Annotated in this window: 19 protein-coding genes; 13 read left to right on the plus strand and 6 right to left on the minus strand. The window is 63.4% G+C overall.

The genetic code is table 11. The annotated features are described in order from the left end of the window. Positions 1-120 precede the first annotated feature (120 nt). The gene (locus MUN81_RS15075) at positions 121-3,078 is read right to left on the minus strand and encodes a gliding motility-associated C-terminal domain-containing protein (protein ID WP_245111689.1); all 2,958 of its coding nucleotides are present in this window, start codon (positions 3,076-3,078) and stop codon (positions 121-123) included. 263 nt (positions 3,079-3,341) lie between these two features. Here MUN81_RS15075 and MUN81_RS15080 point away from each other — a divergent pair, with 263 nt between their 5' ends. From MUN81_RS15080 to MUN81_RS15090, 3 genes are all read left to right on the plus strand, one after another. Beyond that, positions 3,342-4,094, plus strand: coding sequence for a succinate dehydrogenase cytochrome b subunit (locus MUN81_RS15080; protein WP_190923642.1), 753 nt, complete (start codon positions 3,342-3,344; stop codon positions 4,092-4,094). Positions 4,095-4,192: 98 nt separating this feature from the next. Then, the gene (locus MUN81_RS15085; RefSeq protein WP_245111691.1) at positions 4,193-6,127 is read left to right on the plus strand and encodes a fumarate reductase/succinate dehydrogenase flavoprotein subunit; all 1,935 of its coding nucleotides are present in this window, start codon (positions 4,193-4,195) and stop codon (positions 6,125-6,127) included. A gap of 140 nt (positions 6,128-6,267) precedes the next feature. Next, a complete protein-coding gene (locus MUN81_RS15090; RefSeq protein ID WP_245111692.1) occupies positions 6,268-7,023 on the plus strand; it encodes a succinate dehydrogenase/fumarate reductase iron-sulfur subunit in 756 nt (251 codons plus the stop codon). Between the two features lie 57 nt (positions 7,024-7,080). Here the strand turns inward: MUN81_RS15090 and MUN81_RS15095 are convergent, their stop codons facing one another. Continuing rightward, positions 7,081-8,250, minus strand: coding sequence for an MFS transporter (locus tag MUN81_RS15095; protein WP_245111693.1), 1,170 nt, complete (start codon positions 8,248-8,250; stop codon positions 7,081-7,083). A 181-nt stretch (positions 8,251-8,431) separates the two neighbouring features. Here MUN81_RS15095 and MUN81_RS15100 point away from each other — a divergent pair, with 181 nt between their 5' ends. Together MUN81_RS15100 and MUN81_RS15105 are read left to right on the plus strand one after the other, a co-directional pair. Further along, positions 8,432-9,658, plus strand: a complete 1,227-nt coding sequence (locus MUN81_RS15100; RefSeq protein WP_245111695.1) for an MFS transporter — start codon at positions 8,432-8,434, stop codon at positions 9,656-9,658. Between the two features lie 142 nt (positions 9,659-9,800). Further along, positions 9,801-10,328 (plus strand): NAD(P)H-dependent oxidoreductase, encoded by a 528-nt coding sequence (locus tag MUN81_RS15105; protein WP_245111697.1) that lies wholly within the window; start codon positions 9,801-9,803, stop codon positions 10,326-10,328. Between the two features lie 101 nt (positions 10,329-10,429). Here the strand turns inward: MUN81_RS15105 and MUN81_RS15110 are convergent, their stop codons facing one another. Beyond that, positions 10,430-10,972: a DUF2062 domain-containing protein gene (locus tag MUN81_RS15110; RefSeq protein WP_245111698.1), complete on the minus strand. Its 543-nt coding sequence runs from the start codon at positions 10,970-10,972 to the stop codon at positions 10,430-10,432. A 105-nt stretch (positions 10,973-11,077) separates the two neighbouring features. On the opposite strand from MUN81_RS15110, the gene MUN81_RS15115 reads away from it, so the two are divergent. From MUN81_RS15115 to MUN81_RS15145, 7 genes are all read left to right on the plus strand, one after another. Beyond that, entirely contained in the window at positions 11,078-12,019 is a 942-nt protein-coding gene (locus tag MUN81_RS15115) for a YihY/virulence factor BrkB family protein (protein ID WP_245111700.1), read from the plus strand. 88 nt (positions 12,020-12,107) lie between these two features. Next, positions 12,108-13,559: a DEAD/DEAH box helicase gene (locus MUN81_RS15120; protein ID WP_245111702.1), complete on the plus strand. Its 1,452-nt coding sequence runs from the start codon at positions 12,108-12,110 to the stop codon at positions 13,557-13,559. Positions 13,560-13,712: 153 nt separating this feature from the next. Further along, positions 13,713-14,039, plus strand: a complete 327-nt coding sequence (locus MUN81_RS15125; RefSeq protein ID WP_245111703.1) for a protein tyrosine phosphatase — start codon at positions 13,713-13,715, stop codon at positions 14,037-14,039. A gap of 25 nt (positions 14,040-14,064) precedes the next feature. Then, positions 14,065-15,378 carry a hypothetical protein gene (locus tag MUN81_RS15130; protein ID WP_245111705.1) on the plus strand — a complete coding sequence of 438 codons (1,314 nt, stop codon included), beginning with the start codon at positions 14,065-14,067 and terminating at the stop codon, positions 15,376-15,378. Between the two features lie 47 nt (positions 15,379-15,425). Further along, positions 15,426-16,706, plus strand: a complete 1,281-nt coding sequence (locus MUN81_RS15135; RefSeq protein WP_245111707.1) for a hypothetical protein — start codon at positions 15,426-15,428, stop codon at positions 16,704-16,706. A gap of 36 nt (positions 16,707-16,742) precedes the next feature. Further along, positions 16,743-17,684 carry a M90 family metallopeptidase gene (locus MUN81_RS15140; protein WP_245111709.1) on the plus strand — a complete coding sequence of 314 codons (942 nt, stop codon included), beginning with the start codon at positions 16,743-16,745 and terminating at the stop codon, positions 17,682-17,684. Between the two features lie 148 nt (positions 17,685-17,832). After that, positions 17,833-19,683: a M2 family metallopeptidase gene (locus tag MUN81_RS15145; RefSeq protein WP_245111711.1), complete on the plus strand. Its 1,851-nt coding sequence runs from the start codon at positions 17,833-17,835 to the stop codon at positions 19,681-19,683. A 159-nt stretch (positions 19,684-19,842) separates the two neighbouring features. Here MUN81_RS15145 and MUN81_RS15150 read toward each other — a convergent pair whose 3' ends face one another. Beyond that, the gene (locus MUN81_RS15150; protein WP_245111713.1) at positions 19,843-20,838 is read right to left on the minus strand and encodes a fasciclin domain-containing protein; all 996 of its coding nucleotides are present in this window, start codon (positions 20,836-20,838) and stop codon (positions 19,843-19,845) included. A gap of 200 nt (positions 20,839-21,038) precedes the next feature. On the opposite strand from MUN81_RS15150, the gene MUN81_RS15155 reads away from it, so the two are divergent. Next, the gene (locus tag MUN81_RS15155) at positions 21,039-21,944 is read left to right on the plus strand and encodes a hypothetical protein (protein ID WP_245111723.1); all 906 of its coding nucleotides are present in this window, start codon (positions 21,039-21,041) and stop codon (positions 21,942-21,944) included. A 68-nt stretch (positions 21,945-22,012) separates the two neighbouring features. Here the strand turns inward: MUN81_RS15155 and MUN81_RS15160 are convergent, their stop codons facing one another. Both MUN81_RS15160 and MUN81_RS15165 read right to left on the minus strand, forming a co-directional pair. Next, on the minus strand, positions 22,013-22,735 hold the full coding sequence (locus MUN81_RS15160; protein ID WP_245111725.1) for a pirin-like bicupin family protein: 723 nt from the start codon (positions 22,733-22,735) through the stop codon (positions 22,013-22,015). A 193-nt stretch (positions 22,736-22,928) separates the two neighbouring features. Continuing rightward, a complete protein-coding gene (locus MUN81_RS15165) occupies positions 22,929-23,750 on the minus strand; it encodes a helix-turn-helix domain-containing protein (RefSeq protein WP_245111727.1) in 822 nt (273 codons plus the stop codon). Positions 23,751-23,790: the final 40 nt, after the last annotated feature.

Genomic DNA, 23,790 nt, shown 5'->3' on the forward strand with positions numbered 1-23,790 from the left:
GCCCCAAAAATGTGCTTACCCAGCCCCAATTGTCTTCGGTAATGCCCCAAAAATCAAGCCCAAAAGGCACTTCCGAAAGAAAGTCCTTTTGGGCTTGTTCAGGGCGGACACGCGCCGAAGCTACCGGACTATTTCTACCCAGCCCTTATAGGTACGCTTGGTGTTGGCAAAGTCGGCAAACTCCACCTCGGCCAGGTAGTAGTACACGCCTTCCGATACGGCCTTGCCGGCTCCGGGGGAGGTGCCGGTTGGGCTGCCCGACTCCAGCTCGGGCCCGCCGCCGTTCCAGTTGATGAGCACGGGGTCGTCGGCCGTGGTCGTGTTCTCGAAGACCTTGCGCCCCCAGCGGTTGAAGGCCTGGAAGTGCACCCGGCGCACGGGCGAGTTGCTGCGGGGCCGGAACACGGCGTTCTGCGCGTCGCCGTTGGGGGTGAAGATGTTGGGCAGCGAGAAGAACAGGCAGTTGTCCTGGCAGGCCACGTTGCTCGTGTCGCTCACCGCGCCCCCCGTGCCCACCGCCTGCACCGCGTAGCACCCGCCATTAAAGGCCAGGTCGGTGTGCACGTAATTGGGCGTGATGGTGGTGCCTAAGAAAGCGAAGGCGCCGGTGGGCGTGGGACGGTAATACACCCGGTAGCCCGTCACGGTGGCATCGCAGCCGGTGGGCACGTCGCTCAGCGTCCAGCTCAGGCGGTTGGTGTACCGGTCGCTGGCCGAGGGGAAGTTGGGGCGGGTAGCCAGTTCGTCGCAGTTGGTGGGCTCCAGCGTGAGCTTGGGCGTGCACGGCGGGCTGCTGAGCACAAGGCAGCTTACCTGACTGCGGTTGATGAGCGAGCTGAGGTAGGCTACGCCCGGGTACTGACCTTCGGTCTGCACGTAGTAGCAGTAGGTCTGGCCTTTCACCAGGGTGGGGTCGCTGTCGGTGTAGGTGCCGCCGGTGGCCGTGGTGGGCGCCGTGCCCAGGCGCACGAAAGCGCCCGTGCTGCCGGTGCGCCGGAATATCACGGCCGGGCGGGCGGCGTTGTCCCAGGGCACGCTGTAGGTCCAGCTCACGCGCACGGCCGTAGCTGCAGCCGAGGTTGGCGCCGTGCTGGTGCGCACGCTGCTGGCCGGGGGCGAGGCTTCGCGCACAGGGGTGCGGGAGTCGCCGGCCGGGAAGGTGCGCACAAACTCCAGCTTATAAGTAAACTGCCCATCCTGGGTGTTGATGCCGGTATCGGTGTAGCAGGTATCGACCAGCGAGGTGAGCGTGGCAATGGGCGTGAAGGCAGCAGGCGCCAGCCCCGCACCGCGCGACAGCACGTAGCTGGGCGTGCCGTCGAAGGTGCCCCCGCCCACCGGCCGCGGCCGCGTCCAGCACACCTGAATCTGGCCGGCGGTGGTTGAGGTGTTTTCCACGTCCACCTTCACCAGGCGGGCCGAAGTGCCCTGAAACGACACGCAAGCCTCCTGCGAAGCAATGCTGGCCCCGCCGGCCGGCAGCGGAAACTCGGCGTAGATGCGGTAGCAATACGTCTGGCCCCGGTCGAGGCCCTGCGGGTTGCCGTTAGCGTCGAGGTTGCTGTCAGTGAAGGAGGTGGCCGAGGCGGGTACCGAGCCCACGCGCACATAGCCGGCCGAAGCCGGAATGCCCGTGTCGCAGGGCCCAGGCACGAAGCTCGACGGGTTCACCTTGCGGTAGATGTAAATCTGGGAGGCGTTGGTGCACACGTAAGGATTCCAGGTAAGCGTCGCGCTGGCCACCGCAGTGCCCGTGGCCGGCGCGGCACGCAGGTTCTGGGGCGGCGGCCCCACCACCGTAATGCGCCAAGCGCGCTCGTCAATCAGGGGCGAATTGGAGGGCGAGGGCGGGCTGGGGTTGTCCTGGGCCTTAAATACCACCAGATAAGGCTGGCGGGCCACGTTGCTGCAATCGGTATTCCAAGTAAACGTGCCGCTGGCCTGCGGCGGGCCGCTTTGCGTCTGACGGAAAGAAGCCGGCGGAATAATGCCCGAATAAGCAAACAGCGTAATCGGCGTTTGGGGGGCGCTAGCCGAAGCCACGTCCACGGCGGTCACGTTGCCGGTCACGGTCTGGCCGGCTATCACGCAGATGTCGGCCGGCACGGTGATGAGCGGGCGCAGGTTGGCAGCCGCCGTCACAATAATCTGCATGTCACGAATCACCGAACCGATTTTGCTGCGGCCCAGCGGCGTGCGGCGCCACTCTTCCACCTCAAAGGCCACGTTGTAGGGCCCGAGCGAGATGGGGGCGTTCCAAGTGATTTGCCCGGTGTAAGGGTCCTGCACGAAAATGGCCGGCGCGCCCGGCACCCCGGTAGGTGTGCCCGGAAATGCCACCTGCACCGGCCCCGGCGCAATGGCCGGGTCGTTGGGGTAGCGAAAATTGGTAATCTGCACCGCGGCGGGGTTGTTGTTGCCCGTGCCGTTGCACGGCGCCCCCTGCGTGCCCGTTATGCCCAGGGGCACCTGCTGGCTGGGCCGCAGGTGGAACGCCAGCGAGTCGCCGTCGGCGTCGTAAGCGCCTGGGTTGTGCAGAAACACCTGGTTAATGGCCGCATTGTCCACAGCGGGAGCCGTGAGAACGGGCGAGTGGTTGCGCCCCAGCGAGGGGTTGATGGTGAACGTGGTGCTGATGTAAAACGTCTGATTCACCGAGTTGTCGGTGTTGCGCACCCCAGGGTTCCGGTTTTCGCCAATGTAGCTCACCGTGAAGCTGCCGCTGGAGGGGTAGGTGTGCTCGAAGTAGAAAATATTGTAGCTCGTGTCGGGGTTGCCCGGCACGGGCCGCCGGTTGCCAAAGCGGGGCACCGCCGTGCAGGTAGACGTGCCATCGCCAAAAAAGAAGGTGGCGTTGTCGGCCGGCACACTCGAGCTGTTGTCGGTGTACAAAATCATCTTGAAGAAGATGCGGCGCGGATTGCCCGGCGAGGTGGTGTCCACCTTGGCCTGAATGTCGCCGGCGCGCAGGTGAGTAGCCTGCGCCTCGCGGGGCCAGCCGCCCAACAGCATCAACACCCCTAGCAGCAGCGCCGCCGGCGCCCACGCCCTTACCCGAAACGGAAAAAACTGTGTCATATAAAGCAGATAACGAAAGAAAAGAAGCCGGGCTGCGGCGCGGCAACGATTGCTGCCCTTCTCACACTGCCCTGCCTTAGCAAACCACACCGCGCCCGTGCGTGTTAACGATGCCGACGGCGGATAGATTCACCACGCCGGTTATAGTTTAGTTAAAATGCCCCGCCGCCAAGAATAAAGCCCGTGCGTTGCCCGGTTAGCAGGCGGGGGCTACCTTTGAGCCCTCAAAACACACCTCTTCACTTGCCCAGTTTGGCTACTATATGAGTTGGATAACAAAAACCTTAACCAGCAGCATCGGCCGGAAAATCATCATGTCGGTCACGGGCCTGTTCCTGTGCACCTTCCTGGTCGTTCACCTCATCGGTAATCTGCAGCTGTTTAAGCACGACCAAGGCGCTGCTTTCAACACGTATTCCCACTTCATGGGCACCAATCCGGTCATTCGCACCATCGAGTGGGGCCTGGTGCTGGGTTTTGGCTTCCACATCTTCGAAGCTTGGGCGCTCACCCGCCGCAACAAGGCAGCCCGCTCGCAGGGCTACGCGCAGTGGCACGCCGAGAAAAACTCGGAGTGGACCTCGCGCAACATGGGCATCCTGGGCACCATCATCCTGATTTTCCTGCTGGTGCACCTGTATAACTTCTTCTGGCGTGCCCGCTTCGGCGGCCTGCCCAAAGTGGGCGGCGCTAATCCCGAAGTGCGTGACCTCGATAACCTGTACCTGGCTGTGGTGGATTCTTTCCACGTGTGGTGGTATGTATTGCTCTACGTGCTGGCCCAGATTAGCCTCGGCTACCACCTGTGGCACGGCTTCCGTTCCGGCTTCCAGACGCTGGGCCTGAACCACCGCAAGTACACGCCCCTCATCAAATACGTGGGCTACGTGTTTGCCGTGGTGGTGTCGGCGGGCTTCGCCTCCATGCCGCTCTACTTCTTCCTGTTCACCAACGCCCAGGGCGAACTGGCGGCCAACGCCCCCAGCCTGCTGCACACCGTCGCGTCGGCTTTCTAAGCAATTCGGTTGGCCGGTAGAAACCCGCCGCGCGCCGCAACACCTTGGGCGCTCAGCTGTTCTACTACCAAACGTCACTCCATCACTCCGCTCCCAGTATGCTGTTGGATTCCAAAATACCCGAAGGCCCCCTCGCCGAAAAGTGGGAAAAGCACAAGTTCAACGTGAAGCTCGTGAACCCCGCCAACAAGCGGAAGTACGACGTCATCGTAGTTGGCACAGGCCTGGCCGGCGCTTCGGCCGCCGCCTCGCTGGCCGAGTTGGGCTACAACGTGAAGGCCTTCACCTACCACGACTCGCCCCGTCGGGCGCACTCCATCGCCGCGCAGGGCGGTATCAACGCCGCTAAAAACTACCAGAACGACGGCGACTCCGTGTTCCGTTTGTTCTACGACACCATCAAGGGTGGCGACTACCGCGCCCGCGAAGCCAACGTGTACCGCCTGGCCCAGGTGTCGGTCAACATCATCGACCAGTGTGTGGCCCAGGGCGTGCCCTTTGCCCGCGAATACGGCGGCCTGCTGGCTAACCGCTCTTTCGGCGGGGCCCAGGTGAGCCGCACGTTCTACGCCCGTGGCCAAACCGGACAGCAGTTGTTGCTGGGCGCCTACTCGGCCCTGAGCCGCCAGATTGCCTACGGCAAAGTGAAGATGTACACCCGTTCCGAGATGCTCGACGTGGTGGTGATTGACGGTCAGGCCCGTGGCATTGTGACGCGCAACCTGATTACGGGCGAAGTGGAAACGCACGCGGCCCACGCCGTGGTGCTGGCCACCGGCGGCTACGGCAACGTGTTCTACCTGAGCACCAACGCCAAGTACTGCAACGTGACCGCCGCTTGGCGCGCCCACAAGAAGGGCGCCTACTTTGCCAACCCCTGCTTTACGCAGATTCACCCCACCTGCATCCCGGTATCGGGCGACTACCAGTCGAAGCTCACGCTGATGTCGGAGTCGCTCCGCAACGACGGCCGCGTGTGGGTACCCAAAACGGTGGAGATGGCCGAGCGCGTGCGCCAGGGCCAGATTAAGCCGCAGGACATTGCCGAAGATGACCGGGACTACTTCCTGGAGCGCAAATACCCTGCCTTTGGCAACCTGGTGCCGCGCGACGTGGCTTCGCGCAACGCCAAATTGATGTGCGACGAAGGCCGCGGCGTGGGCAGCACTGGCCTGGCCGTGTACCTCGACTTCTCCGAAATCATCAAGCGCACGGGTGCCGAGGCGGTGAGCCAGAAGTACGGCAACCTGTTTGCCATGTACGAGAAAATCACCGATGAGGACCCGTACAAGCAGCCCATGCGCATTTACCCCGCCGTGCACTACACCATGGGCGGCCTGTGGGTGGACTACAACCTGCAAACCACCGTGCCCGGCCTCTACGCCACCGGCGAGTGCAACTTCTCCGACCACGGCGCCAACCGCCTCGGCGCTTCGGCCTTGATGCAGGGCCTGGCCGACGGCTACTTCGTGATTCCCTACACCATCGGCGACTACCTGGCCCAGACGCCGCCCAAGCCCGTGAGCACCGACCACCCGGCCTTTGCCGAGTCGAAAGCTTACGTGCAGGCTCGCACCGAACGCCTGCTCGGCATCAACGGCACGCGCACGCCCGACCAGTTCCACAAAGCCCTGGGCCACATCATGTGGGAGTATTGCGGCATGGCCCGCAACGCCGAAGGCCTGCGCCACGCCAAAGCCGAGATTCAGAAGCTGCGCTCGGAGTTCTGGAGCGACGTGAAAATCGTGGGCTCGGGCGAGGAGATGAACCAGGTACTGGAGAAAGCCGGCCGCGTGGCCGACTTCCTGGAGCTGGGCGAGCTGATGGTGGACGACGCCCTGAACCGCAACGAGAGCTGCGGCGGCCACTTCCGCGAAGAGTACCAAACCCCCGAAGGAGAGGCCCTGCGCAACGACGACGAGTACGCCTACGTGGCAGCTTGGGAATATCAGGGTGAAAACCAACCCGAGAAACTCAACAAGGAAGAGCTGACGTTTGAAAACGTGAAGCTGACCCAGCGCAGCTACAAGTAAGCTGCAAGCTTACTGCTACAAGCTACAAGCTTTGTCTTTTAGCTTGACAAAATCAGGATTTAAAATAACAGCTTGCAGCTTGTAGCTAGCAGCCTGAAGCTCAAAAGAAAATGGCCGGTTCCAACCCCAATGCTAAACCGATGAACCTGACCCTGAACGTGTGGCGGCAACCCAACCGCCAGACCCAGGGGAAAATGGTGGAATACCACGTTAAAGACATCTCGCCCGACATGTCCTTCCTGGAGATGCTGGACGTGCTGAACGAGGACCTGCTGCACGCCGGCCAGGACCCAGTAGCTTTCGACCACGACTGCCGCGAGGGCATTTGCGGCTCGTGCGACCTGTTCATCAACGGCCGTTCGCACGGTCCGGAGAAGGGCACCACCACCTGCCAGCTGCACATGCGCAAGTTCTCGGATGGCGAAACCATCACCATCGAGCCTTGGCGCGCCAATGCTTTCCCGGTGAACAAAGACTTGAGCGTGGACCGCTCGGCCTTCGACCGCATCATTCAGGCCGGCGGCTACGTGAGCGTGAACACCGGCGGCGCCCCCGATGGCAACGAGATTCCGATTCCAAAAGAAATTTCGGACCGCGCCTTTGAGGCGGCTACCTGCATTGGCTGCGGCGCCTGCGTGGCGGCTTGCAAAAATGCCTCGGCCATGCTGTTCGTGTCGGCCAAGGTGTCGCAGCTGGCGTTGCTGCCCCAAGGGCAGGTAGAGCGCAAAACCCGCGTTGAAAACATGGTGGCGCAAATGGACAAGGAAGGCTTCGGTGCCTGCACCAATATCGGCTCTTGCGCCGCCGAGTGCCCGGTGGGCATTTCGCTCGAAAACATTGCCATCCTGAACCGCGAGTTTCTGGCGGCCAAAGCCGTTTCGAATAACCTGGCGTAAGCGGGGCATAAAGATTGCGAAAAGCGCGACGGGCAGCCGTCGCGCTTTTTTTGTGCGCTACTTCTCCCCTTCTACCCGCAGTTTGGGCACCACCCACACCACCAGCAGGCCCAGCACCGACACCAGGGCGAACGACCACCGCAGACTCGCCGCTTTGGCCACAAAGCCCACCAGCGGCGGTACCATCAGAAAGCCGAAATAGCTGACCGTGGACACCGAAGCAATGGCCGCGCCCGCGCTCAAAGGGTTGGCGCGGCCCACCAGGCTGAATACCAGCGGCACCACGCACGACACGCCTAGGCCGCCCAGCACAAAGCCCAGCCCGGCCACCACCGGCGTGGGAAAGGCGGCGGCCAGCAGCAGCCCGGTGCTCATGAGCAGGCCGCTGGCTTGCAGGATTTGCTTGATGCCGAAGCGGCCCACCAGCCAGTCGCCCAGGAAGCGGCCCGACGTCATGGCCACCATGTAGAGGGTGAAGCCCAAGCCGGAAATGGCTTTGGGCGCGTGAGCGGCCTGGGAAAAATATACGCCGCTCCAATCATAAAACGTGCCTTCGCAGGCCATGGAGGCGAAGGTGATGAGGCCGTATTTCAGCACCGTTTTCTCGGGCCAGGTGAAAAAGGACTTTTTTTCGGACGCCGGTGGCAGGGCTAGGGTATTGGAAAAGAAGGCGAAAGCCAGGGCAGTGAGGCCCATGGAAACGGCCGCAAAATGCACGGTGGTACTTACGTCGTGGCTGATGAGCAGCGCTCCGAGTCCTGCTGCCGCAAAGCCCGCCACACTCCAGATGCCGTGAAACGTGGCGATGATGGACCGGTCGTACAGCGTCTGCACGCCCACCGACTGCGCATTCACCGACAGATTGAGCAGGTTGCGCGAACAGCCGAAGCAGAACAGGAGCACGGCCAACTGCCAGGTATGCGCCGCAAACCCCAGCAGGCCCAACGCCAGATTGTAGAGCACGGCCCCAACCAACATTACCTGGCGGCTGCTGAAGCGCTGCAACAGCTGCCCGGTCACGGGCAGCGTAAGCATGAGGCCAGCCGGCAGGGCCAATAGTACGCCGCCCAGCTCGGCCGCGCTTAGCCCCAGACGGTGCTGAATGACAGGAATGCGCGAGGCCCAGGTGGCAAACCCAAACCCCGACACGAAGAAGAACAACGCAATAGCCACGCGGGCCCGCGTTGGCGACACCCGCAACGGCGACTCAACCAATACTTCACTCATAATCCAGGGTGGCCGGGAGGCCCTGCGGCGCAAAGTAATGCCACAGCAGCAGCGGAGGCCCCTTTTCCTGCGGCTCTGGGCGGACATAAGGGCCAAACCTGTTCCTCGCAAGGGCCCTCCTTTACGGCGGTTGCGCCTTGAAAGTGCCGCCGCCGGCCGATAATGGCGTTATTTTGTAGCAATGCCGCCCCTCCCCCGCCGAACTTTACCGCTGCTGTACGCTCTGATTCTGGTTGACGTAGTGGTGGGGGCCGCCGTGGGCCCGGTGCTGCCCGATTTTGTGCGCGGCCTGCGCCAGCCGCAGCTGTGGCTGAGCGTGGGCACGGGGCTGTTTCTGGGGGTGCAGCTGTTTTCGGCTCCGCTGCTGGGGCGGCTGGGCGATGGCTACGGGCGCCGGCCCATCTTCATCCTATCGGCGGTGGGCACGCTGCTGGCCAATGCCCTGCTGCTGCCCGTGCGCGCGGGCCTGTACTTCGCCAACCGCGTGTCTGACGGCCTCACCAACGGCATGTACGCCACGGCCCGCTCGGCCATCACCGACGCGTCGGCGCCCGAGCGGCTGTTTCGCAATCTGGGCATCGAGGGCGCCATCATTTCGCTGGGCTTCGTACTGGGGCCCATGGCGGCGGGGTTGCTGCTCACGGCCCTGCAGGTGCCCGCCGGCCAGCAGGCCACCTACGTGGTGCGCCTCGCCCTGGCCCTGGCCGCCCTCAACGTGCTGCTGGCCCTCGCCCTGCCCGAAACCCACCAGCAGCGCAACGGCGTGCGCGGCGCCGAGCTGCGCACCGAGCTGGCCCGGAGCATCAACCCGCTCACGCTCTGGGCCCGGCTGAGCGCCAAGAATGCCAGCAACCCCGGCATCCGGCGCATTGTGCTCACGCAGGTGGCCCTCACGCTCAGCACGGGCTACTACTTCTACTTCGTGCCCTTTGCCAGCCTGAGCGCGCTGCGCATGGATGCGCGCGCCATCTCCTATTTTTTCATGTTTTTCGGAACACTGAGCATAGGGCTTAATTATGTGTTTTACACCTACTTTGCCGACCGCATCAACCAGCGCCGGGCCATTGTATGGCTGGCGGCGCTGGGCACGCCGGTGCTGGCCGGCTACGGCTTGGTGGGCACGTCGCGCGCGGCGCTCTACGTCCTGGTTACCCTCGATTGCCTCACGCTTTCGCTCATTCAGGGCCTGCTGGAAGGGCTGCTGGCCCGCCGCACCACCGATACCGACCGCGGCGAGATTTTCGGCTTGAACCAAGCCTTTCAGGGCCTGGCCAGCTTTGGCACCACGCTGGTGTTTGGGGCGCTGTCGGTGCTGGACTTGCGGCTGCCGTGGGCATGGTTTGCGCTGTGCCTGGCCGCAGTGGCCTGGCTGGCCGCGCGCCGCAGCGATGCGCCAGCCGCCAGCTGACATTGCTGCGGACGGGCCGTTTCTCAACCGAATCCGGCATCGGACAGGCCACGCGGCACGGCCAATTGCCGCCCGTTCGTAACCTCTGACCGGCCCAACGGGTTAGACCTGCACAACCTCTCGCCAGTCCCGCTATTCCGTTTTGATTACGCTCCTCTCCGGTACCAACCGGCCTAACTCGCGCGCGCGCCGCATTGCCAACTATTACCGCACCGTGCTCACCGGACTTGGGTCCGAAAGCCAGATCCTAGATTTGGCCGAGCTACCGGCCGACTTTCTGGCCACGGCCCTCTACGCCAACGTAGGCACCAACCCCGAGTTCAACCGCCTGGCGGCCATGCTCGATGCCGGCGACAAGCTGGTCATCATCACGCCCGAATACAACGCCTCGTTTCCCGGCGCGCTCAAGGCGTTCATTGACGGCTTGGCGTATCCGGGCGGCATTGCGGGCAAGAAGGCGGCCTTGGTGGGCCTGAGCAGCGGCGGGCAGGGCGGTCTGCTGGCCATGGCCCACCTCACCGACGTGCTGATGTACCTCGGCACCTCGGTGCTGCCCCAGCGCGTGCGCCTGCCCTTCATCAACCAGGACCTGAATGCCGAAGACGGCCTCAACCACGACCTGTCGCGCCAGCTGCTGCAGGAGCAAGCCAAAGCACTGCTGGCGTTCTAGCATCCAGACCGTCGCAAAGGGCCTCTCACCACCGAATGACTTATTCAGGCGTGGTGAGGTCCTTCGCTCCGCTCAGGATGACAGCTGATTATGGACAATACCTACTCACCAGTTCGGGTGCTCTGCCGGGCCAGCACCCGGCCAAATACAGCCCGCAGCACAAAATAGAGCACCAGCACCAGCGGCACGCTGGCCAGCGCCCAAATGAGCAGCGCGCCCAGCTCGGCGCGCCACAGGAGTTGGCCTACGGCGCCCCACCCTTCCTGCGCAATGAGCTGGCGCAGGCTGGCCAGGGTGAGATGGGCCACTTTATCGCCCTGGCCCATGATGATGGCCCCGCCCCGCAGCAGCGGAATAAGCAGGGCCAATTGAAACGCCGTCATCAGATGCGTGGCCAGCTGCATGGCGGCCACGTTGAGGCGCAGGCGCAGGGCCACCAGGGCACTCAGGACGGTGGTGGTGCCCAGGGCGGGTATCAGACCAATGGCCGCGCCCAGGCCCACGGTGAGGGCCAGCTGCCGGGGCGATAGACCGGCCTTGAGCAGGTCCAGCAGCGGGTCGACCACGCGGCGCCGGAACCATGAGCGGGAGGAACTGGCGGCGGGCACGGTCAGAGGCTCGGGCTGGAATTCGGGAAGCGGCATAAAGAAAATTAGCGGGCGCGTGCACCGGGCCATACGGCAGCCCGTACCTTCGCCGGAAGGCGCTGACCAACCGGCGGCGCCCCAAAAAGTTGCCTTTCGGGCGTTATGACAAAGTTAGGTTCTCCGGCCGAGCTGCCGGGCCCCTGGTGGCGCGAGCTGCCCATTCTGCTGCACCGCGCGGGCCGCGAGCTCGGCGCCAACGACCCGCTCCGGCTGGGGGCGGCCACGGCGTTTTTCACGTCGTTTGCGCTGCCGCCCATCCTCATCATCCTCATCGCGGTGCTGGGCTCGCTGTATTCCACGTCCATGGTGCGCCTGCTGCTGCTCAACAAAATCAGCACGGTGCTGGGGGCCTCGGCGGCGGGGCTGGTGTCGCAGATTGTGATGAACGTGGCCGACCCGCAGCGCAGCCGCTGGGTGACGTGCGCGGGCTTTGCGTTTCTGGTGTTCGTGGCCACCACGCTGTTCACCGTCATTCAGCATTCGCTCAACCAGCTCTGGCAAATTCGGCCCAAGCGCGGCACGGGCAAAGTGTCGCAGGCCCTGCGCGAGCGGGCGCGCTCGGGAGGCATTTTGCTGGCCACGGCGGTGCTGTCGCTGCTGGCGTTTGGGTCTGATGCGGCGCTGGGGCTGTTTGCCGAAAGCATCCGGGACTTCGACGCCACCTTCGGCTACTACGTGGTGCGGGGGCTGAACGGGCTGGTGGCGTGGCTGATACTGGCGGTATGGTTCGGGGTCACGTTTCGCACGCTGAGCCTGGCCAAAGTGCCGTGGCGGGCCGTCACGCGCGGGGCGGCGCTCACGGCCGTGCTCATCAGCCTGGGCGAGGTGGTGCTGGGCCAGTTCTTGGTGGCCCGCGACCTGGGCCCGGTCTACGGGCCGGCATCGAGCCTGGTGCTGGTGCTGCTGTTTGTGTTCTACTGCGCCATGATTTTCTACTTCGGCGCGGCGTTCACCAAGGCCTACGCCCACCGCATTGGGCTGGACATTCGGCCCAAGAAAACCGCCGTGCGCTACCGGCTGGTGAACGTGGAGGACGAGCCCTAGTGCCTTGCTCTCATCCTTCGACACACTTTAGAATGACAGCTATGGCCCCTCAAATGCCGACGCTGCCCACTCGCCGTACCTTTGCCCCGTGCAAAACCCCGATACCTCCGCCGCTGGCGCCGCCCCGCAAGGCGCCCCGGCCCCCAAGCCCGACCTGCAATTCGCCGATTTCGCCCTCGCCCCGGCCCTGCTGGCTGGCGTGGCCGACCTAAATTTCACTCAGCCCACCCCCGTGCAGCAACTGGTGCTGGCCCCGGCCCTGGAAGGCCAGGACGTGGCCGGCCAGGCGCCCACCGGCTCGGGCAAAACCGCCGCCTACGGCCTGGCCGTGCTGCAGCAGGTGGATGCCACTTCGGCCACGGTGCAGGCCATAGTGCTGGTACCGGCCCGCGAGCTGGTGCTGCAGGTGCGCGACGCCCTGCAGCGCCTGGGCAAGCACGTGCCCAACCTGCGCGTGGCCGGTTACTACGGCGGCCACGCCATGCGCGAAGAAGTGAAAGGCCTGCAGCAGATGCCCCACGTGGTGGTGGCCACCCCAGGCCGCATGCTCGACCACCTGGAGCGCCGCACCATCATCCCGAACCGTTTGAAGGTGCTGGTGCTGGACGAGGCCGACAAGCTGCTGGAGCTGGGTTTTCAGGAGGAAATGGCCACCATCATCAGCCGGCTGCCCCAGCGCCGGCAGACGCTGCTGTTCTCGGCCACCATGCCGGACAAGGTGCTGGCGCTGGTACGCGAGTACCTCACCCGGCCCCGGGTGATGAACGTGGGCGGCTCCAACGCCACCACCCTGCCCGAGAGCTTGGTGCTGCGCGGCCACGTGGTGAGCGCCGCCGACCAGAAGCCCGCCGCCCTCTACCACCTCATCAGCCAGCCCACGGCCGGCCGCTCGCTGGTGTTCGCCAACACGCGCGACCGGGTGGAGGAACTGACCCGCTTCCTGCGCGGCCGCGGCCTGGCCGCCGAGGCACTGCACGGCAAAATGCTGCAGCCGGAGCGCGACAAATCCATGATGAAGCTGCGCAACGGCTCGGCCACGGTACTGGTAGCCACCGACGTAGCCGCCCGGGGCCTCGACGTGAACGACCTCGACACCGTGGTGCAGTTCGACCCGCCGCACGAGACCGATACCTTCCAGCACCGCGCCGGGCGCACGGCCCGGGCAGGCGCCGTGGGCACGGCTCACCTCATCGTGACGCCTTTCGAGCAGGAAAAAATCAAGAACTGGCCCACGGCCAAGAACGTGCAATGGGCCGGCCTGCGCCCGCCCGCGCTGCCGGCCGCGGCCCCGAAAGCGCCCCGCCCGAGCACCGTCACGCTGCACGTGTCGGCGGGCAAGAGCGGGAAAATCAGCCGCGGCGACTTGGCCGGCGCCTTCGTGAGCGTGGGCGGGCTGGAGCGCGACGCCGTGGGTCGCATTGAAGTATTCGACCACCACAGCTTCGTGGCCGTGCCCGAGGCCCAGGCCGAAGAGGTGCTGGCCCGCATGCAGGGCGCCAAGGTGAAAGGCAAGAAAGTGAAGGTGGCCCTGATTCGGTAGACTGTTTAGGACTATTAAGCACGTCATGCTGAGCGCAGCCGAAGCATCTCGCGTGCGGCAGTAAACCAATCGATTGAGTTACTACCACACGCGAGATGCTTCGGCTGCGCTCAGCATGACGTGCTTTTTATTTTATTAGAATACTACTTACCCATGCGCCTACTCTTTATCTGTAGCCAGAACAAGTGGCGCAGCCTCACCGCCGAGCGGCTTTTCGACGACCACGCGCACTACGAAGTGCGCTCGGCCGGCACCGAGCCCGGCGCGCGGGTGCGCGTGACGGCCGGGCACCTGGGCTGGGCCGAAATCATCCTCGTGATGGAGCGCCGCCACGCCGACCGCCTCCGCGAGAAGTTTGCCGAAGAGCTGCGGGGCAAAACCGTCGTGGTGCTGCGCATTCCGGACAAATACCCGTTTGGCGACCCGGCCCTGATTGCGCTGCTGCGCACGAAGCTGGCGGCGCATTTGCCGTTACTTTAGGGGCTTCATTCTACCATTTTGCCCCATGCTGCGCCGGCTACTGCTTTTGCTTGCTGTCTTTTTCTGCTACACCTTTCAGGGCCGCGCCCAAGCCTACGAGCCTGGCCTGCTGGTGCGCGCCAGCGGCGACACCCTGCGGGGCGAGATTGAAAACGGGTTTTGGGTGGAACCGCCCGCGTTCATCCGGTTTCGGACGGCGGCCAATGCACCCAGCCAGCTTTTCCAGCCGCGGCAGCTGCGGGCCGTGCTATTTGCGCAGGGGCGGTATTTCCGGTACGAGGTGCTGCCCATCAACCACGCCGCCGAAACCAACCTGGCCAAGCTACCCCGCGGCAATTATTTCGACGTGAAAATGGACTCGGTGCTGGCCGAAGTGCTGGTGGACGGCCCGGCAGGCTTGCAGCGCGTGGTGCGGCCCGGCGCGGTGCACTACTTCCTGACGGCCCCCAACCAACCGGTACAGGAGCTGAGCGACCGGAAATACCTGCGCATGAGCCAGAACGGCTCGTGGGAAGTGGCCGACGGCAACAACTACTTAAACCAACTAGCATTGTACTTCGGCTCCTGCCCGGCGGCGGCGCAGGCGGCCGAGCGAGCCCCCTTCACGGCTGCCGGGCTGGCCGCGGTGGTGCAGGCCTACAACGCCACGTGCAGCCCCGCCAAGCAGCCGGGCCGCAGCTGGTTGGCCACGGCCCGGCCGCGCCGCCGCGTGTCGCTGCAGGGCGGGGTGCTGGCCGGGGCGCGCTACAACCGCGTCGAGAACGGAACCGGCTTCACCAGCGGGGCCTGTGTCGACTGCCAGGTGCGCCCGTTTGGCGGCCTCTACGCCGAGCTTTTTCAACCCAGCCGCACGGCGGCGGTGTATGGCGAACTGAGCGTGAGCAGCTTCAGCAACCAGCTGCTGTACTACAACGGGTATGCGCCCGGCGCCGGGCCCAGCTACATCCCCGTCGATTACCGGGCGCTGCTGGGCACGGCCCGGCTGGGCCTGCGCTTCTTCTACCCCCTGCCGCACGAAAACCAGTTTGTGGTCGGCTTTGGCTTTGAGATGAACCGGCTTATTCGTGCCCGCTTGAGCGCCACCGGCGCTCCGCTCACCACCGAGCTGAGCACCCGCGAGCTGTTTGCCGACCCCACCATCTTGCCTAACCTCACGCTGGGTTGGCGCACCGGCCACACCACGCTTAGCCTCGACGGGCAGAGCTACCACAGCAGTGGCAGCACCAACGAATTCCTTTCCAACCTGGTCGGTTCCAACTTCGCGCTTCGCCTGGCCCTCAGCTACCGCCTGGGCCGCAACCACGACACCGTGGCGCCGCCCCCCAACGAGGCCAGGTAGCTATAGCTTTACCCTTCCCTTACTACTGCCCTCTTTTCCTGTTGCGCATGCCCGCACGTCTACTTTTTCTGTTTCTCTTGCTGGTGGGCGCTTGCACCCAAAGCATGGCGCAGGCCTACGAGCCCGGCCTGCTGGTGCAGGCCAACGGCGACACGCTGCGCGGCGAGGTTGAAAACAACTTTTGGACGGAGCCGCCTGCCTTCATCCGCTTTCGCAAGGCCGCTGGCGAAACAGCACAGCTCTTCAAGCCCCGCGAATTGCGAGAAGTCACGACCGGGGGACGGCATTTCCGCTACAGAGCGCTGCCCATTGACCACGCCGCCGAAACCAGACTCGACCGCCTGCCGCGTGCGTACAGCCCGAACGTACGCGTAGATTCGGTCCTGGCCGAGGTGCTGGTCGAAGGCCCGGCCAGTTTGCTACGCGTGGGGCGCATCAGCGCCACGCACTACTTGGTGGAACGCCCCGGCCAGCCAGTGCTCGACCTCAGCGAACGCAAATACCTGCGCACCGGCCGCTACGGCACACTGGAGGTGCAGGACGGCAACAACTATCGGGCGCAGCTGGAGCGCTATTTTGGCGATTGCCCGGCGGCAACCCGTGAATCGGCCAGCGCCGCGTTTACCGCCGAAGGGGTGGGTGCGGTGGTGCAAGCCTTTAACGCAGCCTGCGCCCCGGCCGGTGAGCCCGCGCGCTCCTGGCTCACGCAAACCACGCCTCGCCGCACGGCCGCCGCTCATTTTGGGGTGATGGCAGGTGGGCGCTACCTCTTGTACGAATCCTACGACGGCCGCAAGTGGATGGCGCCGACCGGGGGCGTCTACGGCGAAATCCTCCTGCCCGACCGCACGGCTTCGCTGTACGGCGACCTAAACCTGGGCCGCAGCGGTGGCCGGGGCGGCCAGGTTCAAACCGGGTCTGTGCCCGGTTCAACCACAATTAGCGGCGTGGTATACAACTACACCACGCCCATATACAGTGATTTCACCTACCAGGCCTGGCTGATAACGGCACGTTTGGGGGCGCGCCGCTACTTTCCGCTGGTACACGAGCAGCAGGCTTTTGTGGGCATCGGGTTTACGATTGATGCCACGGCCGGCCGCACGTTCGACTTGCCCGCCGGCGCGATGTCCACGCCCAGCAACCAGGATTTCGACAACGTGAGCCTTTTGCTGCCGTACTTCAGTGCCGGCTGGCGCACCCGTCGGCTTACCATTGGCTTAGAATCTTGCTTTTTCGACCGTTTCTATGACCTGCGGTTGGGACTGGCCTATCGCCTCAGCCGCAACCCCGACGTGGCCAAAGCCGCCCCGACCGCCCGGCCCTAGCCCAACCCCCGGGGCCGCGCGCCGTACTAGCGGGCCATGGTTTACCTGATTTCGCTGGCCGTGCTGGCCGCCGTGCTCTACGCTTTTTACCGCTACGCTACCGCCGACAGCCGGCGCCGCACCGAGGCCCTGGCCGAAGAATTTCCGGCCGCCTGGCGCCAGATTCTGGCCGAGCGGGTGGCCTTCTACCTCTCGCTCACAAAGAAGGAAAAGGTGCGGTTTGAGAAGCAGGTGCAGGTTTTTCTGGCCAGCACGCGCATTACGGGCGTGCAAACGGAAGTCGACGACGTGACGCGCCTGCTGGTGGCGGCCTCGGCCCTGATTCCGGTGTTTGGCTTTCCGGAGTGGGAATACGGCAACCTGGGCGAGGTGCTCATTGTGCCCGATGCCTGGAAGCTGGAAAACGACCCCGACAAAGAAGTGAAGCCGCTGCAGGGCACCCTGCTGGGTTCGGTGCAGAATTTCCAGAACCAGCACTACATGCGCCTTTCCAAGGCCTCGCTGGAACAGGGCTTCCGCGACGGGCTGGACCGGCAGAACGTGGGCATCCACGAGTTTGCCCACATGCTGGACGAAGCCGACGGCGTGATTGATGGCCTGCCCAAAGCTGCCCTGCCGCCCGAGCTGCTACAGCCCTGGACCGCCGTGATGCAGCGCGAAATCGCCGCCATTCAAGCCGGCAAGTCGGAAATCAACCCCTACGCCGCCACCAACGAGGCCGAGTTTTTCGCCGTGGTGACGGAGTACTTTTTCGAAAAGCCCGAAAAACTGCAGGAAAACCACCCCGAGCTGTACGAACTGCTCAGCCGGGCTTTCCGCCAGAACCCCAAGAAGCGCTTCCTGCGCTTCGCCGTGGACCCGCGCGAGTGGCTGAAAACCCTGCGCAGCCGCCGCAAATTTGGCCGCAATGACCCGTGCCCCTGCGGCAGCGGCAAGAAGTACAAGGAATGCCATTTGGCGCAGGCCCAGGCGGCGTAGGTCTTTAAAACGTCATGCAGAGCGCAGCGAAGCATCTTTACCGCGCAACGTAATTCATTTACTCTTGCGGTAAAGTTGCTTCGGCTGCGCGGACGCCAGATGAGCATGACGTTCTGCTTTTCATTGGCAAAACGCATTTCTTTGCCCCATGAAAAAGCACCTGCTTCCCCTCATGGCCGCTGCTACGCTGGCGGCCTGCGCACCCACCGCGAAAACACCTGTGGCCACCACGCCGACGGCCCCGACGGCTCCCACCGTGCCGCCCACGGCTCCAGATTACCGAGCCCAGGCCCAACAGTTTCTGGACGGCTACAACGCCGAATACGTGCGCCTCTACACCGCTTCGAGCGAGGCCGAGTGGCGCTCGAACACGCACATCGTGGCCGGCGATACGGCCAACGCCGGCGCCACCACCCGCGCCAACCAGCGCATGGCCGCCTTCACGGGCAGCGCCGAAAACATTCGGCAGCTGCGCGAGCTGCTGAGCCACAAATCCGAACTCACGGAGCTGCAGGTGAAGCAGCTGGAAACGGCCCTCTACAACGCCGCCAACAACCCCCAAACCGTGGCCAACGTGGTGAAAAAGCGCATCAGCGCCGAAGCCGCCCAGACCGAAAAGCTCTACGGCTTCGACTACAAATACGCGGGCAAGTCCGTCACCACCAACGACCTCGACGAGCTGCTGCGCAAGGAAACCAACCCGCAGAAGCGTCAGCAAGTGTGGGAAGCCAGCAAGGCCATCGGCCCCACGCTGAAAGACGGCCTGCTCAACCTGCGCGACCTACGCAACCAGACCGTGCAGGCCCTGGGCTACCCCGACTATTTCACCTACCAGGCCAGCGACTACGGCCTGACCCGGGATGAAATGATGGCGCTGGTGCGCAAAATCAACGACGAGTTGCGCCCGCTTTACCGCGAGCTGCACACCTACGCCCGCTACGAGCTGGCCAAGAAATACAAGGTGAAGCAGGTGCCCGACTACCTGCCCGCCCACTGGCTGCCCAACCGCTGGGGCCAGAGCTGGGGCTCGATGGTGGACGTGAAAGGCCTGAACCTCGACGCTGTGCTGGCCAAAAAAGGCGCCGAGTGGCAGGTGAAGCAGGGCGAGCGGTTCTACCAGAGCCTGGGCTTCCCGGCATTGCCGGCCTCGTTCTACGAGAAAAGCAGCCTTTACCCCCTGCCCAAAGACGCTGGGTATAAAAAGAACAACCACGCCTCGGCCTGGCACATCGACCTCAACAACGACCTGCGCAGCCTGATGAGCGTGGAGGCCAACACCGAGTGGTACGAAACCGCCCACCACGAGCTCGGGCACATTTTCTACTACCAATCCTACTCCAACCCCGACGTGCCGCCGCTGCTGCGCCAGGGCGCCAACCGCGCCTACCACGAAGCCATTGGCTCGATGATGGGCCTGGCCGCCAAGCAGCAGCCCTTCCTGGAAGGCCTGGGCCTGGTGAAGCCGGGCACCAAAACCGACCAGACCCAGCAGCTGCTCAAGGAGGCGCTGGACTACGTGGTGTTCATCCCCTTCGCCTCGGGCGTGATGAGCGAGTGGGAAAACAGCTTCTATGCCGAGAGACTACCCGCCGACCAGCTCAACGCCAAGTGGTGGGCCCTGAGCAAGCAGTACCAAGGCATGGTGCCGCCCACCACGCGCGGCGAAAACTACCTCGACCCCGCCACCAAAACCCACATCAACGACGACCCCGCGCAGTACTACGACTACGCCCTGAGCTACGTCATCCTGTTTCAGCTGCACGACCACATTGCCAAAAACATTCTGCACCAAGACCCGCACGCCACCAACTACTTCGGCAGCGAGGAAGTGGGCCAGTTTCTGCGCGACATCATGCGCCCCGGCTCCAGCCGCGACTGGCGCGTGGTGCTGAAAGAGAAAACCGGCGAAGAACTTTCGGCCCGCGCCATGGTCGACTACTTCCAGCCGCTGATGGCCTATCTGAAAGCACAAAACAAAGGCCGCAAATACACCATGTAGAAACGGCTAACTGGTCGGTAGACGGACAAAAGAAGAACGTCATGCTGAGCGCAGCCGAAGCATCTCGCGTGTGGTAGTAATCCAATAGTTCGGATTAGTCAAGCACGCGAGATGCTTCGGCTGCGCTCAGCATGACGTTCTCGCTTTAGGAGCGGCTACCTACGGCAGCAACACGCGGTCAATCACGTGCACCACGCCGTTGGTGCATTGCACGTCGGGAATCACCATGTTGGCCGGAGCGGCGTTGCCGTTGCCTTTGGCCGTGAGCACGCCGTTGGTGAAAGCGCCGAGGGCGATGGGGCCACCGGCGGCGGCGATGCTGGTGTTTTCGGGTAGCTCGGGCGTGAACTTGCCGCCCTGCGTGCCGCCAATTACCACGTGGTTGAGCAGCACGGCCGTCACGGTGGCCACGGGCAGCTTGCGGATGTCGGCGGGCACGTTGAGCGGCACGTTCAGCAGCGTGCCCAGGTCTTTAAAGGCTTGGTCGGTGGGCGCGAAAACGGTGAGTTTGGCGCTGCCGGGCGTGCCCGTCAGGGCCGACTGCAGGTTGCAGTACACCACGGCTTCAACCAAAAAAGTAAGCTCGGGCTTTACGAACACGCTGCCGCTTTGCAGGGCCAGGGCCGAGTTGAGCACGTCGGCGCCCGTGGCCAGCAGCACTTTGTCGATGGGGTGAATGAGGCCGTTGGCCGCCTGCACGTCTTTGCCCAGAATCTTCGAGCCATTCACGTACTGGCTGCCGTCGGGGCGCTGAATGATGCGGCGCGTGAGGCCCAGCGCCGAGGCCGACGTGCTACCTGACGCCAGGGCGCTGCCCGGCAGCGTGCCGCTGAATACGTGGTAGAACAGCGTGTTGCGCAGGAACGGCTGCTGCAGGGCCGTGAGGTCCGAAGCCGAATTGAGGCCCAGGCGGGCAAAGGCCGCATTGGTGGGCGCAAACACGGTGAAGTTGCCCGACGGGTCGGCTTCGTTTTTGTTGCCGAGCAGCACGGCCACGTCGCCGCGAATGGCGGCGTCTTCCAGGGTCTGGAAGTCGGGATTGGTAACGGCGATGTTGGTGATGGACGGGGCTATTTCTTTATTCTTGGCGCAGCCGCCAAGCGTCAAAAGCGCCAGGAGCAGCAGACCGGCTTTAGTAGGTAAAAAATTTTTCATCGGGTAAATGGTAAGGTTCATCGGGCAAATAGAAGAGTTGACCATACTATGCTGAATACAAACGCATTTCGTGGGCCTTCGGATTGCGCTAAGGTAAATCCAAGGCACTGGATATGCCCGTAGATTGCAGCCTTAACGCTTTGCAGCAACTTAACACCCGGCGGCAAACGCCCTTTTACTTCTTAAGCATTCTTGCTATTATGCAAAAATATTCTACACTGGTGTGCACTGCCATTCTGCTGGCATTTTCTTCCGGGGTTGCACAGGCGCAAAGTCTGGTAAGCGGCTTTATGGCCGGCAAGCACCACGGTTCGGTGGTGGTGTCGGGCACCACCGAAAGCTACACCAGCGCCTACCTGGCCCCGGAAAAAATTGAGGGCGTGCCCATCTTCCAGGAAGTGCGCGTCAACTCCGTGAACCTGTACGGCACCTACGGCCTCTCCGACAAGGTCGATTTCGTGCTTAGCATTCCCTACATTCAGTCCAAGGGCAAGGCGCCCGGCACGGTCATCAACGACCTGAACGCGCTGTATTCCACCCAGGGCTACACCAACGTGCGCCAGGGCTTTCAGGACGTGACGGCGTTGCTCAAGTTCAAGGCTTACAGCCGCGAACTGGGCAGCAGCATTCTCGACCTGCTGGGCACGGTGAGCTACAGCACGCCGCTGAGCAACTACCAGAGCAACACTGGCTACGGCTACATCATCGCCATCGGCAACCGCGCCACCAAATACACTGCCTCGGGCGTGGCGCACCTCAAAACCGCATCGGGCGTGTTTGCCACGGGGCAGATAGGCTACAGCCTGCGCACCGGCCCCGTGCCCCACGCCCTCATCGGCGAGGCCAAAATCGGCTACGCCGGCCCCAAAACCTACGTGGAAGGCTTCGCCGCTTTTCAAGAATCGAACGGCGGCACCGATATTTCGGAAGCGGGCTTCACCGGATTTTTCCCGTCTACGCGCGTCAACTTCGTGCGCCTCGGGGCCAGCGCCTACCGCCCCATTGCCAACGGCTTCGGCCTCACGCTGGGCGCCAGCACCTACGTGGCCGGCCGCAACATCGGCAAGTCGACCGGCTTCTCGGCCGGCGTCACCTACAATTTCTAACCTGCTCCCGCACAACGCAAAAAGCCGGCCCCATGAGGCCGGCTTTTTGCGTTTTATGGTTTGATTGTTTAATAGTTGGATTCGCTCGAAGGCAAGTCAATCAGAATGAATTGCGCGTCTTTATTGGCGCGAATCTGGACCACGTCGTCGTTGGTCATGCGGGCCTGGTCGTTGGGGCCGAGCTCGGTGCCGTTTACGAAAATCACGCCTTCCTTCACATAAATGAAGGTGAGGCGAATAGGGAAGGTCTTAAACTCGATTTCCTTGCCGCAGTCGAGGTTAGACCAATACACGGTGCTGTTGGAATTCATGTATACCACGTCTTCCAGCACTTTCTGGCCGGTCACGAGGGGTACCAATTCGTTTTTATTGCCGTCGATGAAGCCAATGTCCTTCTGCTCGTAGCTGGGCGCCAGGCCTTTCTGGCCGGGAATGAACCACAGTTGGTACAGGTGCAGGGGCTTGTCGTTGCGGTTGAATTCGGAGTGCGCCAGGCCGGTGCCGGCGGTCATGCGCTGCACCTCGCCGGCCTTGATGGTGGTTTTGTTGCCCATCGTGTCTTGGTGCTGGATTTCTCCCTCGAGCACCAGCGTCACAATTTCCATCTCCGAATGCGGGTGCTGCGGAAAGCCCGACTGCGGGGCCACGCTGTCGTCGTTGAACACCCGGAGCGGGCCAAAATGCATGTTGTCGCGGTCGAAATAATCGGCGAACGAAAACAGGAAATAGCTGCTGAGCCAGGCGGCAGGGGCCGCGTGATGGCGGTCGGCGGCGGAGATGTATTTGAGCATGGAAAGGGGCGCGTAAGGTTGGGCGTGCCCCGCATACGGGCCGGTGGCTTCAGAAGTTAGGCCCTTTAAACAGCAAGGCCCTTCCGCAGCTACGGAAGGGCCTTGTGTTCCGTACTCCGAAGCTGCGCTTCGGCCCGGCGGAAAGCGTTCTACGTCGTGCCGCTGAACCGAAGCACAGCTTCGGGATACGGCGCTATGCCTTTTTCAGCAAAGCCACCTGCTGCTGCAGGTCGAGCACGAGACTGGCTACGCGCTCCAGCGAGAGCTCGGCAATGGGGAAGGTGCTGCTGATGTAGCTCTTAGCCTCCCAGATTTCGAGCACGTCGTCCACGTTCAGGTCGTAGGGCGAAAAGTTGGGGTTGTCGGAATGCAGCACAAACATGGCGCCGGAGCGCAGCTTGTTGAAGAGGCGCTTGAACACGATGCCTTCGCGCTTGCTCACCACGATGCAGGGCGTGCCATCCTTAATGGTGCTCCATTCCTCCACGTAGCGGCCCACGATGACCGTGCCGCTGGCAATGGGCAGCATGGAGTCGCCCGCAATTTCAAAGGCCCGGTACGTGCCCGTGTTCGAGAGCATGGGCAGGCGAAACTTGGGCAGCACCTCCAGGTACTCCGGGTCGGCGTAGCCGTTGAGGTAGCCGGCAGCGGCCTTTTGGGGCACCCACTCAATGTTTTCGTTCTGGTCCTTGTCCACGGTCAGGGCCAGGATGCGGAGCTTGCCGCCGGCCGGCGAGGTGGGCGGGTCGGTGTCGTCTTCGGCGCTGGCCGCGTCGGGGGCGGGCACGGAGCCAATAATCTTGGCGTTCTTCTTCTTGCTGAAGTCGGTGGTCACGAGCTGGTCGAGCGTGATGCCGAACAGGCGGGCCATGTTGACGAGGGTGGCGAGGCGGGGCTCGGCGCGGCCCTCTTCGTAGGCGCCCACCAGGGAGCGTTTGATGCCGAGTTTGTCGGCCATCTGGGCCTGCGTGAGGGCGAGCTCGCGCCGGCAAAATTTCAGGTTCGTATTAATCATGGGGAGGGCAGCCGCCGGGAATGGCGTTGTGTTCAACGCG

It is taken from the genome of Hymenobacter sp. 5317J-9, from assembly GCF_022921075.1.
Taxonomy (GTDB): Bacteria; Bacteroidota; Bacteroidia; order Cytophagales; family Hymenobacteraceae; genus Hymenobacter.

Bases quoted from the DNA above. Each gene is read 5' to 3' on its own strand.
- MUN81_RS15145 (WP_245111711.1), top strand. From the start codon at position 17,833: ATGAAAAAGCACCTGCTTCCCCTCATGGCCGCTGCTACGCTGGCGGCC.
- MUN81_RS15115 (WP_245111700.1), top strand. From the start codon at position 11,078: ATGACAAAGTTAGGTTCTCCGGCCGAGCTGCCGGGCCCCTGGTGGCGC.
- MUN81_RS15090 (WP_245111692.1), top strand. From the start codon at position 6,268: ATGAACCTGACCCTGAACGTGTGGCGGCAACCCAACCGCCAGACCCAG.
- MUN81_RS15125 (WP_245111703.1), top strand. From the start codon at position 13,713: ATGCGCCTACTCTTTATCTGTAGCCAGAACAAGTGGCGCAGCCTCACC.
- MUN81_RS15130 (WP_245111705.1), top strand. From the start codon at position 14,065: ATGCTGCGCCGGCTACTGCTTTTGCTTGCTGTCTTTTTCTGCTACACC.
- MUN81_RS15100 (WP_245111695.1), top strand. From the start codon at position 8,432: ATGCCGCCCCTCCCCCGCCGAACTTTACCGCTGCTGTACGCTCTGATT.
- MUN81_RS15080 (WP_190923642.1), top strand. From the start codon at position 3,342: ATGAGTTGGATAACAAAAACCTTAACCAGCAGCATCGGCCGGAAAATC.
- MUN81_RS15165 (WP_245111727.1), bottom strand. From the start codon at position 23,750: ATGATTAATACGAACCTGAAATTTTGCCGGCGCGAGCTCGCCCTCACG.
- MUN81_RS15150 (WP_245111713.1), bottom strand. From the start codon at position 20,838: ATGAAAAATTTTTTACCTACTAAAGCCGGTCTGCTGCTCCTGGCGCTT.
- MUN81_RS15095 (WP_245111693.1), bottom strand. From the start codon at position 8,250: ATGAGTGAAGTATTGGTTGAGTCGCCGTTGCGGGTGTCGCCAACGCGG.
- MUN81_RS15135 (WP_245111707.1), top strand. From the start codon at position 15,426: ATGCCCGCACGTCTACTTTTTCTGTTTCTCTTGCTGGTGGGCGCTTGC.
- MUN81_RS15140 (WP_245111709.1), top strand. From the start codon at position 16,743: ATGGTTTACCTGATTTCGCTGGCCGTGCTGGCCGCCGTGCTCTACGCT.
- MUN81_RS15075 (WP_245111689.1), bottom strand. From the start codon at position 3,078: ATGACACAGTTTTTTCCGTTTCGGGTAAGGGCGTGGGCGCCGGCGGCG.
- MUN81_RS15110 (WP_245111698.1), bottom strand. From the start codon at position 10,972: ATGCCGCTTCCCGAATTCCAGCCCGAGCCTCTGACCGTGCCCGCCGCC.
- MUN81_RS15160 (WP_245111725.1), bottom strand. From the start codon at position 22,735: ATGCTCAAATACATCTCCGCCGCCGACCGCCATCACGCGGCCCCTGCC.
- MUN81_RS15085 (WP_245111691.1), top strand. From the start codon at position 4,193: ATGCTGTTGGATTCCAAAATACCCGAAGGCCCCCTCGCCGAAAAGTGG.
- MUN81_RS15155 (WP_245111723.1), top strand. From the start codon at position 21,039: ATGCAAAAATATTCTACACTGGTGTGCACTGCCATTCTGCTGGCATTT.